Raw genomic sequence first — 13,522 nt, 5'->3', positions numbered from 1 at the left:
GATCAAACTGAATGGATCAAAGATCTATCAAGTCGTTTAATTAAATCATCAGACACGCCTGAAACACCCTATATATGCTTAGTAGATGGTGGTGTAAATTTACATCCTTTTCTTGAACCCTTTCTCAATGAAAGTGATTTACACACAGTGAACGAGGCATGGGGATATAATGATGAATATGGTCATGCAACTGGCTTAGCAGGTCTAGCATTAATCGGTGATTTCACAGATCATCTGATTCACAATAATTCCGTGCAAGTTAATCATAGAATTGAATCAGTTAAAATTATTTCTCAAAAAGAAAGTAATGATTCCAAGCTATACGGTAACTTAGTTAGAGAAGCTATAGCGACTCCAGAAACAACTAATCCTTATCGAAAAAGATTATACAGTATGGCTGTAGCAGCTATGGATGGGCGTGATCGGGGAAGACCATCTTCATGGTCTGCTGCTTTAGATAATTCTATATGCGACAATCTAAATAACTTCAAAAACCCTAAACTTTTTATCGTTTGTGCTGGAAATATTGAACCAACTCAAGAAAACTATTCAAACTATCCAAGTAGTAATCAAGTGACTGAGATTCATGATCCAGCCCAAGCATGGAATGCTTTAACAGTTGGAGCTTGTACTCATAAAGCTACAATTGATGAAGTGGGCACAGAATTTTGTACCCCAGTTGCAAAGTCTGGATCATTAAGCCCGCATAGCTCAACCTCACTTGTCTGGATGAATACCCAATGGCCCTATAAGCCAGATGTAGTCTTTGAAGGGGGCAATATCTCACATGATAGTAAATTCGGGACATTCTTTGACACTGAAAGTTTAAGTCTGCTAACACTTAATCATGAACCTCATATTGGAAAAAATTTCACCATAACATCTCAGACAAGCGCAGCCTCTGCCCTATGTGCAAAGATGGCTGCTGAAATTATGGGACATTATCCTAATTATTGGCCCGAAACAATTCGGGCCTTGATTGTTCATTCAGCAGAATGGACTGAAAATATGAAAAAAGATTTTTTAGCAGATGATGGAAAAAAATCAGATTACGTTAAGCTGCTACATCATTGTGGATATGGAGAACCTAATTTAAATAAAGCTCTTTGGAGTGCTTCAAATTCATTAAGCCTAGTTTGCCAAGAAAACCTTAAACCTCTCAAAAAGAGCGGAAGTAAAATAGATTTTAATCAAATTAATATCCATGATTTACCTTGGCCAAAAGATGAGCTTTTACAGTTAGGCCACACTCCTGTAAAAATGAGAGTAACACTTTCTCATTTCATAGAAGGAAATCCTGGAGCATGTGATGCCTCTTTTTCTGGAAGTAGATACCAATATGAATCTTTAGGTTTAAGATTCGAAATAAGGCGTCCTGCTGAATCAAAACCAGACTTTTTAAAACGTATTAATCGATATGAGAGAGAAAAGGGCGTTAAGTTTGAAAGTGCATCGACTGATAGTGGATGGTTAATAGGATCTAAAAAAAGAGTCCGTGGGTCAATTCACTCAGACATATGGATTGGAACAGCAGCAGACTTAGCGAACCGTGGAATGTTAGCTGTTTTTCCTGTAACAGGTTGGTGGAAAAACTCTATTAATAGAGAACGCTACAATATACCTATTCGATATTCACTCATTGTAACCATCACTACTCCTGACTCTGAAATTGATCTATACACAGTTGTTCAAACTCAGATTTTAAATGAAAGCTCTATTAAGGTCTAACGACAAAGTAATTAAAAATTTCATTTTAAAATAAATTCAAGCATTCACCTCTGCTGGTTAAATCTATAGAAAAATCGAGCATATTCTAGAAAGAGTTTAAAAAAGCTCTTTCTTTTGTGCTGCATACTAAAAATCTTTTGACATTTATATTTTTGATCATTAATTTAGTATCAAGCATCAATACTATGCTAGTCAGTCCACCGCTCAATTTTAGTTGAGTTGGCGAATATCCCCTTGTGATAATGTATATTTCTCTTCTTGAGATCAATCTTACTATCCTTATTGTATGCCATAAGGGTGATGTGGGCTGCACAATGAAAATGGCGAGCTATAAGGTTAGCACTTATGCAAAACTTAGTTTTTCCATCAGGATTATCTGTTCAACGAGCAAAAAAACGCGCTAAAGAACTTGTTAAAAGTGAACAAGCAAAAAACCAAACTGACGCACTTGATGCAATTTCTTTCAAAGAAATGAATAAACCATGGGCCTTGGCAATGGCTGAGCTTCAACAAAATTCAGACTCTTCAAATTATTTAATTACATTTGCTGATATTGAAAGAGTCTTGGAACAAGAACCTCTACTAGATTATAACGGTTTTGGTCACTCTAACTCACACCATGAGTCTTTTTATAAGCGGTATACATTTCAGGACTCTAAAGCTGAATATCTTCAAAATTTTAAGAAAAATAGAGAAAGCCTAAAAAAAGCACTTGATGAATGCCAGCGATGCTGTATGTATCTACAGCATCTGAAAAAAATAAAAGCTATTCGCTACAATCTAGGTAGTTATACATTGAAACATAGCGTTGAATACTACCACCGTCAGTTGAACCACTTTGATGATGCATATGTGTCAAATGGAGCTTTTATTTGTGCAGCACTACATATGGGCTTTAAAGTAATTCGAAAAAATGATATTAGCCCTAATGCTTGGATCTGTGCCAGTATACAATCAGATATCGTTATGTGGGGTAGATTGCTTGATAAACAAACTTCCTTACAGCCTAAAGAACTAAAGCTGTTAGCAGAGTTAAAAAAGAAGATTGGTCTCTGATCAAGTAGACATTTTTAGTTTACAACTATATTGTTAAATGAAAAATTAAAGTCTTAAACCAAGTTTAAGACTTTAATGTAAAATTTGAATGATATGAAATTTTTAAATAATTGATTTTATTGAACCATTAGTTTACAACTTTATTGTCCAAATACATGTTTGTACGACCCTGACTATAAAAAAAGCGCCATAAAGAAATTCTTTATGGCGCTTTTTTTATGATTATGCTTGTTATGACTTCAGCCATTTCATAGGCTAGATCACATCTAGCGTCTCATGATCGATATAGCTTGTGTTCTGCAACAGTCAGGTTAATAGCAGAAATACGCATGCATCAAGCCACATAACGTGTGGTTTTATGATTTAATAAAATGATTGAATTCAAAATAATGACACCAAAAATCGAGATCAAAATCAGCTTCCAGTCCACAAACAACAATGAGGTTAATAAAATCACCACATCAATACCCATTTGCACTTTTCCTGCTGGAATTTTAAAGCGTTCCTGCAAATACAACGCCAGTAGGTTGATACCACCCAAGCTCGAACGATGTCTAAATAGAATCAAAAAACTCACACCCATCAAGACATTGGCAAAAATCGTAGCGTAGATTGGATTGACATCGGATAGATGAAAAAATTGTGGAATAATTTCAGTAAACCCTGCCAATAATGCAACGGCAATAAAGGTTTTCACCACCAGCGCGATGCCCATCTTTTTATAAGCAAAATAATAAAATGGAATATTGATCAGGAAAAATAACACGCCGAACTTCAGATCGGTAATGTAGTGAATCAGCAAAGATAGACCTGCTGTCCCTCCCGTCATAATGCCTGCCTGCTGCAATAAAGTCATTGCAAAAGACAGAATGAATGTTCCGATCAACATTGCCAATGCATCTTCAATTTTAGAGTGCTGCTCAATCACAGGCATGACTGGACTTACCAGAGATACATTTTGCTCGGTATTCATAACGGTACAACTCAAATAGGAGAACAGCTAAAGGGAGAGAGATCTTTCAAAGAAAGACATGGCATATTTGATCATTTTTATTAAAATTTCGCAATTTATTCTTATATTTTTGCCATAAATGCAATTTATATTCAAAATAATCCATTTCGAATAGTCTATGCGCTTCGATCAGCCTTGCTCTAACTTTGTCTCAGATCTAGTGACAATAAAAATCCTGTTTTTATTTAATCGCAATTCCATTTTCTTTTAATTTTTCCAGCACAATTGAAGTATTGAGATTACTGACACCAAAGTTCTTGGAAGACAAAATCCCAATGAGTTTGACCATCTCATCCAGATTCTTAACTGCCACTTTAAGAGCAAAATCATAACTGCCTGTCAGTTTATGAATATCTTTCACAGCAGGTTCGTGCATCAAGAATTCAACAAAACGATCATGGGTTGCATCACTATAGTTTTGCAGTTTCACTTCAATAATGCCCATGATTGGCGCAGGATCAGCACTCAATGCGATTTGGGCATAATAACCCGTGATAATTTTCTTCTGTTCAAGCTGAACCCGACGACGTGAACATTGCGAGGTCGATAAACCCACCAATTCAGCCAATTCCTGATTGGCCAAGCGTCCATTCATTTGTAAATGATGGATAATTTTTTGATCAAAATCATCAAGTTCGACGGTCATAAAACGCTCAGCTTAGGTTTAAGGCATAATTGAACTGATGCTGGTGCATCAACCTGAGAAGTGTAACGCCTTTAGATCAATCAGCTCAAGCTTATGCCAAAATTGCAGCAGACTGAATCCGCTGAATCCCATGTGCTGACATACTTTGCCATGCACTGTGTAATGAACCATTCAAATCAATCGCTTTACAGGCATCCTCAATCACATAGGTTTTAAAACCCATCTGCACGGCATCCAAGGCTGTCCATGCCACACAAAAATCAGTGGCAATGCCCACAATATAAACCGTATCAATTTGATGTTCTTGAAGATAGCCCTTTAATCCCGTCGGGGTTTTACGATCGGCTTCCATAAAGGCTGAATAGCTATCAATATTAACGTGAAAGCCTTTTCGAATAATCAATTGTGCCGTTGGAATATCCAAAGCAGGGTGAAATTCGGCATCCTGTGTCCCCTGTACACAATGCTTTGGCCACAATACCTGCGTGCCATAAGCTAACTCTATCGTTTCAAAAGGCACTTTATGCGCATGATTGTCAGCAAAAGAAATATGTTGATCAGGATGCCAGTCTTGAGTCAGCACCACCGTTTCGAACTGATGCGCCAATTGATTAATCACAGGAATAATCTGATCGGCACCTGTGACTGCCAAGTTTCCACCTGGGGTAAATCCATTTTGCACATCGACAACAATTAATGCGCTGTGTTTTGAATCGCTTTGCATCTCATCATTCAACCTAGATTGCTCCTTGTACAATACGCTGCCTCATTGTTTCTGACTAGCCAAACAGACACAAACTTTTCATAAGATGAAAATCATTCAAGTAAAAGATGAATTAAAGTTTTCGGCTGTTTGACTAAAGCATATTGTTCTTATGCCGCCGATCAGTCATAATTTGCATAATTGTCATTCAATCGAATTCATTATTGAACGACGAATCAAAATACTGCAACCATCCAATATTTCGTTTCAACTAATTCAATCTCGGATGGGAAAATAGGATAGTTTTTTAAAATGACTCAGCTAGCACAGAATATTCAAGGCTCAATTGTCGCACTCGTCACCCCTATGTTTGAAGATGGTCGCGTAGATTGGAAGAGTCTTGAGAAGCTCGTTGAGTGGCACATCCAACAAGGTACACATAGTATTGTTGCTGTTGGCACAACGGGCGAAGCGTCTACATTAAGCATGGAAGAACACACACAAGTCATCAAAGAAGTGATTCGTGTAGCCAATAAACGCATTCCAATTATCGCGGGTACAGGTGCAAACTCAACACGCGAAGCCATCGAATTAACCAAAGCCGCTAAAGAACTCGGTGCTGATGCGGCATTGCTCGTGACACCATATTATAATAAACCCACACAAGAAGGCTTATATCAACACTACAAAGCGATTGCTGAAGCAGTTGATATTCCACAAATTCTTTATAATGTCCCTGGTCGTACTGGCGTTGATATGCAAAACGAAACCGTGATTCGTCTTGCCGATGTTAAAAACATTGTTGGGATTAAAGATGCAACAGGCGATGTGCCACGTGGTCAAGCCCTCATCGAAGGTCTAAATGATAAAATCGCAGTTTATTCAGGCGATGATGAAACTGCTTGGGAATTAATTTTGCTTGGTGCAAAAGGTAATATTTCGGTTACTGCTAACGTTGCACCAAAACAAATGAGCGAAGTTTGTGAAGCAGCTTTAGCTGGCGATCAAGCCAAAGCACAAAGTTTGAATCAACAAATTGCAAATCTACACAATATTTTGTTTTGCGAATCAAACCCAATTCCTGTGAAATGGGCGTTGCATGAGATGGGATACATTAGTACAGGTCTACGCCTGCCTTTAACCGCTCTCGCAGAACAATATCGTGAACCGCTCCGCACAGATTTAAAAACTGCGGGCATTATTTAATACGAGCAATTTATGATGCAATTACGTCTTGGTGTTGTCCTTGTCATTTCAGCTTTAAGTTTGGCTGGTTGTGGTCGTTTTGCCCTCAATAATCATTCTTTAGATTATAAAAAAGCGCAAGCGCTTGAACCACTCAAATTCCCTGAGAATGCAACGGTAAGACCATTCACGCCATTGTATCCAGCACCGACGGTTGATCCACTAGCGATTCAACATGCGCCAACATTTGAGAACACAACTGGCAACCGTTATGCATTGCCTCGTCCAGAGTCAATGAAAACTGCAAGCAATACCACTGAAGCAGCAGCAACGACTTTAGGCCGTCCACAATTGGTGATGGATGGGAATAAAAACCCATTACTGAAAGTGGAAGGTCCAACAGCAACTGCTTGGCAATATGCCTTTGCAACCGTGAGCAGCCTCAACTACAAAGTCATCTCTCAAGCAGATCATGGCTACGAAGCAACGATTAAGGTCGGTGAACAAAACTACCTGTTGAAGCTTTCTGCGGTTGGCTCAAGCAATACCATTGCCCTCTTCAAACTCGACACGACTTTTGCAGAACCAGCAGTTGCAACTGAAGTGTTAGCCCAGATTTACCAAAATTGGCCAGCCTAGTCGTTTACTAGGCATTTTTTTCAAAAGGTTCCTCCATGTTAAAACAAACCTTGCTCTATACTGGTAAAGCTAAATCTGTATACGAGACAGATAACGCTGATCACCTGATTTTGGTCTTTCGTGATGATGCTTCGGCATTCAATGGCGAAAAAATCGAGCAACTCGATCGTAAGGGCAAGGTCAACAACCGTTTTAACGCCTTTATCATGGACAAATTAGCTGCTGCAGGTATCGAAACGCATTTTGAAAAATTGCTTTCTCCAACTGAAGTGCTGGTTAAAAAACTCCAGATGATTCCTGTTGAATGTGTGATTCGTAACTATGCAGCGGGTTCATTGTGCCGTCGTTTAGGTGTTGAAGAAGGTAAGGAATTAACGCCGCCAACATTCGAATTGTTCTTCAAAGATGATGCGCTTGGCGATCCAATGGTCAACGAATCTCAAGCGATTGCTTTAGGTTGGGCAACTGCAGAACAGCTTGAAAAAATGAAAGAACTCACTTACCAAGTGAATGATGTACTTAAAGCATTATTCGATGCAGGTAATATGATTCTGGTTGATTTCAAGCTTGAATTCGGTGTGTTCCATAACCGTATCGTATTGGGTGATGAATTCTCTCCAGACGGTTGCCGTTTATGGGATAAAGATACCAAGAAAAAACTGGATAAAGACCGTTTCCGCCAAGGTTTAGGTGGTGTGGTTGAAGCTTATGAAGAAGTTGCTTCTCGTTTAGGTATTAACTTAGATGACATCTAAGTCTGACTAAACTTTTGTTTCTAAAAAACCAGCCCAATCAGGCTGGTTTTTTATTTTCTATTCAAAAAAACGAACATCATTTTAAATATCAATACCATATAAATCATTTACTTAAAAAGCACTACATCAGCTTTGCAACTTTAATTCTAACCTTATGTTTTTATATTGTTTTTGAAAATATTTTGATCCTCCTACCATGTTCACAAAACTTGAGTTAGAAGATCAAAATGAATTCTCCCCTTGTAAAAACTTTTCCTTTAAGTCTAAGTACTAGCCTGATTTTGCTGGCCCTGTATAGCAATGTACATGCCGCTGAGAACAATCCCGTAGAGCCCGAACAAGTCAAAACGCTCGCAACCATTGTCGTTACCGGAACTCGCGCCAACAATCGTTCGCAAACAGAGTCCTTACAACCCATTGATGTGATCAGTGCCAAAGAACTGACCGAACGCACCGGCTCCAATGAACTTGGCACAGCGCTCTCTCGAATTATTCCTTCAATTAATTTTCCACGTCCAACCGTGGTGGATGGAACTGAACTGGTTCGCCCTGCCCAACTGAAAGGACTTGCACCTGACCAAGTACTGGTTTTGGTTAATGGGAAACGTCGCCACACAGGCGCCTTTATTAACCTTGGCGGGACCATTGGTCGTGGTTCCGCCCCAACCGATTTAAATGCGATTCCGATCTCAGCGATTAGCCGTGTCGAAGTACTGCGTGAAGGCGCATCGGCTCGCTATGGTTCCGATGCGATTGCAGGCGTGATTAATATTATTCTGAAATCCAACCCGACACATGGCGAAGCTGGGATTAAATACGGGATTTATAACAAGGGGGATGGTGAACAGAAGCAATCCTTTGCTTCGGGTGGGACCAAACTGAATAATTATGGCTATGCGATCTTTTCAGGGGAATGGCAGGATAGTCAAGCCACCAATCGAGCAGGTGCTGACTTACGTGATCCCAAATCAACCACTTATGGACAGCGCACTTTCCGTTTTGGTGATCCAGATTCCGATGAAGTCAAAGCAGCAGTGAATCTGGGTTATGACCTCAGTGATCATACCGAGCTGTATTCTTTTGCGACCTATAGCCATCGTAATGCAAAAACTGCTGGATTCTATCGTTTAAGCAATGCCTCCAATAATATTCCTGCCCTGTTTCCCAATGGCTATCTGCCGATCATTCAGGGCCAACTCGATGATTTTGGCGCAGTTGCAGGGATCAAAGGTGATTGGTCTGCATGGCATTATGATGCCTCGGTGAATTATGGTTTAAATCGTTATGATGTCGATACCAAGACCATTAATGTCGATCTCTATAAAGATACCGCTACCACGCCTTTCGGCTTTCAAAATGGCACACTGAAAAATGCACAAACGGTAGTGAATTTTGATGTTTCTCGAGAGTTTAATCTTGCAGCACTCGCCAGCCCACTGAATGTTGCCTTTGGTACGCAATATTTGAATCAGAAGTATCAAATCCAAGCGGGTGATCCAGCATCTTATTATAAAAGTGGTTCTTCTGGTTTAGCGGGCTTTCGCTCTGCCGATGCTGGTGAATGGTCACGCGACAGTTATGCGGCTTATCTGGATTTAGAGGCCAATTTAACTGAAAAACTCTCAGCATCTACAGCCTATCGCCATGAATACTACAATGATTTTGGTCACACCGATAATGCATCATTGTCTTTGCGTTATGCCATTCACCCAGCGATTGCGGTACGTGGTAGCGCCTCTACAGGTTTCCGTGCCCCAAGTCTTGCCCAACAATATTTTGCCCAGACCTCTTCTCAGCTGATCAATGGTCAATTTGCTGAAGCAGGAACCTTCCCCACCACGTCATACGTTGCTCAACTGCTTGGTGCCGAACAACTTAAACCAGAGAAATCTAAAAACTATAGCGTGGGTTTGGTCTTGACGCCTACAGATCAACTATATGTGACTCTGGATGCTTATCAAATCGACATTGACAATCGAATTAGTCTGTCTTCCAATATCAATGCCAGCAGTGCAACCGTTCGCCAGTACCTGAATTCAAAAGGGATCACCGACACCAACTTCAACACAATTCGTTATTTCAACAATGCCAGCGATACCCGCACGCGTGGCGTTGACTTAGTTGCGACCTATAAATGGACTGATTTGCCTTATGGCGAACTGAATACCTCACTGGCCTACAACTACAATAAAAATAAAGTGACCCATGTGGATGGCAATCCAGCCATCTTAGATGCGCTGGGCATTAACCTCACGCGTCTGGATCGTCGTGAGCAATACGGTTTATTGGCTGGTAGTACCCCTGAACATAAATTCAGTTTAGCGAATGACTATAAGCTTGGAAACTTCACTGTGAATACCAATCTCACACGTTATGGCAGCTTTAAAACCTTTAGTAATTCAGGCGAAGCCAAAGACCAAAAATTCTCAGCCAAATGGTTACTCGATTTAGCGTTGTCTTACCAATATCAAAACTGGAACTTCACGGTTGGTGGCGACAATATTACCGATGTATATCCTGATAAAGATGTCTACGATATCAACCAACCCACAGGTGGTAGCTTGCCTTATAGTCAGTTCTCACCTTTTGGCTTTAATGGCGCGTTCTATTACGGCAAGATCAATTATCGTTGGTAATATAAAAAACCGAGCCAGATGGCTCGGTTTTCAGTTTAATTCTGCGCGTTCTGATAAATCAGTTTGCCTTCTTTATAGGTTGCCAGCACTTTAATGTTTTTAATCTCACGACTCGGTACAGTCAGCGGGTTCTGATTCAGAATCACCAAATCAGCCAATTTACCATGGCTTAAAGTACCCTTGTTTTGATCTTCAAAGTACTGATACGCAGCCCAATCTGTCATCGACTTTAATGCCAGATATGGGCTAATACGCTCATCTGCACCCAAAACATAATTGCTCCGTGTTACTCGGTTCACGGTCGCATCCAGCATCATCATGCTACTCGGTGGGACCACAGGAGCATCATGATGCTCCGTAAAGATCAGATGCTTTTTTAAAGCGGTTGCAGTTGGCGAAATATGGGCAGCTCGAGTTTCGCCTAAGGTTTGTTGACGATGCCAATCGCCCCAATAAAAGGTATGCAACGAGAAGAACGAAGGAATAATATCTAAGGCCTTAAGCTGATCCAGCTGATCATCGCGAATAGTTTGTGAGTGGATCAATACGCTACGACGATCTGCTATTCCTTGTTTTGCTGTGGCATCTTTCACTGCCCCAATAAACTGATCAATCGCCGCATCCCCATTGGCATGGGCAAGCACCTGCCAACCATGCTTAAAGGCTAAATTGATATAGTCCTTGACCTGCTGATCATTACTCATGGCAGGATAGCCCTTATACGTCTTATCTTTACCTTCAGGCGGCACAAGATAAGGCTGGGTCAGCCAAGCCGTTTTCCCTTGAGGTGAACCATCTAAACTGATTTTCACTCCACCAATCCGAAAATGATGATCATACTGTCGCTGGCTGCCTTGCTTGAGCATATAGTCTTGGCTGGTGGTGATATCGGGATAAGAAACAACATCAATTGGCAGTCGATTTTGCTTGGCTAAAGCATGCCACATTTCAGTGGTCCCTTGATCCGCCCGCCCTTCTTGTACCGTGGTAAAACCATTTTTTACATAGGCATCAATGCCTTTTTCTGCAATTTGGAACATCACCGCAGGGGGTACATCTTTAAAAATTGAGCCAATTGCGGTAAATAAAGCAGATTCTTCTAACACACCGTTGGGCACATTTGAGCCTGCTTCACGGCGAATCACGCCACCTGCTGGATTCGGGGTATCTTGATTGATCTTCAGTAATTCCAGTGCCTTATGATTCACAGAGGCCAAATGCCCCGATTGATGCAAAATCATCACCGGTTGGTCTAGAGACACCCGATCTAGATCGGTTGCCGTCGGATGACGCTGCTCATTCAGTTGTGCGTCATCATAGCCATTTCCCAAAATCCAGCCGCCCATGGTTTTAATTACGGATGGATTTTGGACTTTCCAATTATTCAGCACGTTCACCAAAGAGTTAATATCTGAGACCTGACCATCAGGCATTGGGTAGAGATTGGCGACCATTTGATGGAAACCGACCATATTCACATGACTATGCGCGTCAATAAAACTTGGCAATAAGGTTCTATTTTTTAGATCAATCGATTGAACTTTTTTATCGGCCAAGCGTTCAGCCTGCTGCTTTGAGCCGACAAAAACAATTTTTCCATCCCTTACCAACAGGGCTTCTGCATATTCAGGACTGTTGCCTGACATGGTCAGAATCGGGCCACCATAAAACAGTTGTTCTGTTGCAGTGACAGGCACTGCCGTTGTTGCACAGCCCACTACAGCCAGTGAAATAGAAGTGAATAAGGCGCAACGTTTGAGATAAGTACGGTTCATGAATTAAAACCCATATTTTTATTATGTCTTTTTTGATTAAAGCGGATTCCGCTTGTAATAGAAAGCATTCACTGATTATTTTTGTAATGTTTGGTCAAGTTCCGAGCAGCCCTACATAGGCTCTGCACACGACCTAGTACGAGGTTCAAAACATTTTTGCCAGTTTATTGGAGATTTTAATCGCAAGATCATCGACATAATGACTATACGGCTGTGCCAAAATAATGCTCAGCAGCACAATCAGTAAACTTGCCAATAATCCTGCATTTAAATAGGAGAATCCCCATTGCACATGCAATAGATTAAACAATGGAATCCCCAAAGCATAAAGCACAGCAAGATGAATTAAATAAATGGAAAATGAGATTTTACCTAGAAATACCAAAACAGACCGATCAAAAAACTGTGCTAACCATTTGCCTTTGAGTACTGCATAAACAATGCAAAAGCCGCCAATAAAGTTGAGGTAGTCATATGTTTGTTCACCGAGGAACTGGCTAAAAATCTGATAGCTTGAGCTACTGTTATGTGCGCCACAAAAATACAATCCCAACAAAAATAGCAGTACTGAAACTGCTGTACTCAGTTCTGCGGCATAGAGAAATAGTCCCATCCCCAAAACAAAACTGAGAAGACCCAACAACACGGTTTGCGAGATCATATACCCTGTCACAATGCTGATGATGAGAAATAGACCACATAGAATTGGCAGCTTGCCATAGAGATAGCAAGCCAGATAAATCACCAGTGACCCAAGCAACTCAATTTGCATGGTCCACAGCACCCAGTTATAACTGGAATCGCCAAATAAGAATGCGCCAATACTGCCTTCATATAAGGCGGTGCCCAGTTGCGGATGTGGGTTGGCGAGTGCTGCTCCCCATTCGGAAACATGCGACACATCTACAGGTACAAAACACACCAGATAAGCAACAATACAAGAGACGAAGGCTGGAATGGCCAAGCGTGGGTAACGTTTGACCAAGGAATTTTTCAATTGCGTTGCGGTATTGTGCTTTTTAAAACTGGATAATGTCAGTACAAAGCCACTTAAAACAAAGAATACAAAAACCGCGCCTGTACCTGAATAAAAGAAGGCCAAGGGCGAGTGATGTAACTGCGCAAAAAAATCATATTGCGGTACAGCACTCACATCAAAATTATGCAGTTGCGGAAAAAAGGTCAGTGATAGATGTGACAACACAACGGCGAGACATGCCAAGCCTCGGATACTTTCCGCAGCATTAATTTTGTTTGTGGTCATGGTGGAGCTTGATCATCCTTGATAAGCGGGATGATGCGACCTTTTATCTGTAGTGTCTAGAGGTCGCTTACAAAAATACCGTGACTGTTCAGCGCATCAGCAAGACCCAGCAAAATCAGACAA

11 protein-coding genes are annotated in these 13,522 nt (G+C 40.8%); 6 read left to right on the top strand and 5 right to left on the bottom strand.

Features of this window, described 5'->3' with window-relative positions; translation table 11 throughout:
- Nucleotides 1-1,728, top strand: a 1,728-nt coding sequence (locus WA352_RS20095; RefSeq protein ID WP_336143743.1) for a S8 family peptidase, incomplete at its 5' end; no start/stop codon positions are given.
- 345 nt (nt 1,729-2,073) lie between these two features.
- Nucleotides 2,074-2,784, top strand: coding sequence for a hypothetical protein (locus WA352_RS20090; protein ID WP_005088790.1), 711 nt, complete (start codon nt 2,074-2,076; stop codon nt 2,782-2,784).
- Nucleotides 2,785-3,118: 334 nt separating this feature from the next.
- Here WA352_RS20090 and WA352_RS20085 read toward each other — a convergent pair whose 3' ends face one another.
- The 3 genes from WA352_RS20085 to pncA form a co-directional block, all read right to left on the bottom strand.
- Nucleotides 3,119-3,757 (bottom strand): YitT family protein, encoded by a 639-nt coding sequence (locus WA352_RS20085; protein ID WP_004656984.1) that lies wholly within the window; start codon nt 3,755-3,757, stop codon nt 3,119-3,121.
- 220 nt (nt 3,758-3,977) lie between these two features.
- Nucleotides 3,978-4,442 carry an Lrp/AsnC family transcriptional regulator gene (locus WA352_RS20080; RefSeq protein WP_004803451.1) on the bottom strand — a complete coding sequence of 155 codons (465 nt, stop codon included), beginning with the start codon at nt 4,440-4,442 and terminating at the stop codon, nt 3,978-3,980.
- A gap of 91 nt (nt 4,443-4,533) precedes the next feature.
- The gene (pncA, locus tag WA352_RS20075; RefSeq protein WP_005317186.1) at nt 4,534-5,166 is read right to left on the bottom strand and encodes a bifunctional nicotinamidase/pyrazinamidase; all 633 of its coding nucleotides are present in this window, start codon (nt 5,164-5,166) and stop codon (nt 4,534-4,536) included.
- A 291-nt stretch (nt 5,167-5,457) separates the two neighbouring features.
- Between pncA and dapA the strand changes: the two genes are divergently transcribed.
- The 4 genes from dapA to WA352_RS20055 all read left to right on the top strand — a co-directional run bounded on the left by dapA (nt 5,458) and on the right by WA352_RS20055 (nt 10,360).
- A complete protein-coding gene (gene dapA, locus WA352_RS20070; RefSeq protein ID WP_005317184.1) occupies nt 5,458-6,351 on the top strand; it encodes a 4-hydroxy-tetrahydrodipicolinate synthase in 894 nt (297 codons plus the stop codon).
- Nucleotides 6,352-6,366: 15 nt separating this feature from the next.
- Nucleotides 6,367-6,969 carry a hypothetical protein gene (locus WA352_RS20065; protein WP_005317183.1) on the top strand — a complete coding sequence of 201 codons (603 nt, stop codon included), beginning with the start codon at nt 6,367-6,369 and terminating at the stop codon, nt 6,967-6,969.
- A gap of 35 nt (nt 6,970-7,004) precedes the next feature.
- On the top strand, nt 7,005-7,724 hold the full coding sequence (purC, locus tag WA352_RS20060) for a phosphoribosylaminoimidazolesuccinocarboxamide synthase (RefSeq protein WP_005317175.1): 720 nt from the start codon (nt 7,005-7,007) through the stop codon (nt 7,722-7,724).
- A 227-nt stretch (nt 7,725-7,951) separates the two neighbouring features.
- Nucleotides 7,952-10,360 carry a TonB-dependent receptor plug domain-containing protein gene (locus tag WA352_RS20055; protein WP_005317173.1) on the top strand — a complete coding sequence of 803 codons (2,409 nt, stop codon included), beginning with the start codon at nt 7,952-7,954 and terminating at the stop codon, nt 10,358-10,360.
- A 35-nt stretch (nt 10,361-10,395) separates the two neighbouring features.
- On the opposite strand, the gene WA352_RS20050 is transcribed toward WA352_RS20055, so the two are convergent.
- The gene (locus WA352_RS20050) at nt 10,396-12,135 is read right to left on the bottom strand and encodes an amidohydrolase (RefSeq protein WP_005317171.1); all 1,740 of its coding nucleotides are present in this window, start codon (nt 12,133-12,135) and stop codon (nt 10,396-10,398) included.
- A 145-nt stretch (nt 12,136-12,280) separates the two neighbouring features.
- Nucleotides 12,281-13,399, bottom strand: a complete 1,119-nt coding sequence (locus WA352_RS20045) for an acyltransferase family protein (RefSeq protein ID WP_005317169.1) — start codon at nt 13,397-13,399, stop codon at nt 12,281-12,283.
- Nucleotides 13,400-13,522: the final 123 nt, after the last annotated feature.

This window comes from Acinetobacter sp. 102 (genome assembly GCF_037028485.1).
In the GTDB taxonomy this organism is placed as follows: domain Bacteria; phylum Pseudomonadota; class Gammaproteobacteria; order Pseudomonadales; family Moraxellaceae; genus Acinetobacter; species Acinetobacter higginsii.
The sequence above is the reverse complement of the archived record's forward strand: the minus strand, read 5'-3'. Positions and strand labels throughout refer to the sequence as shown.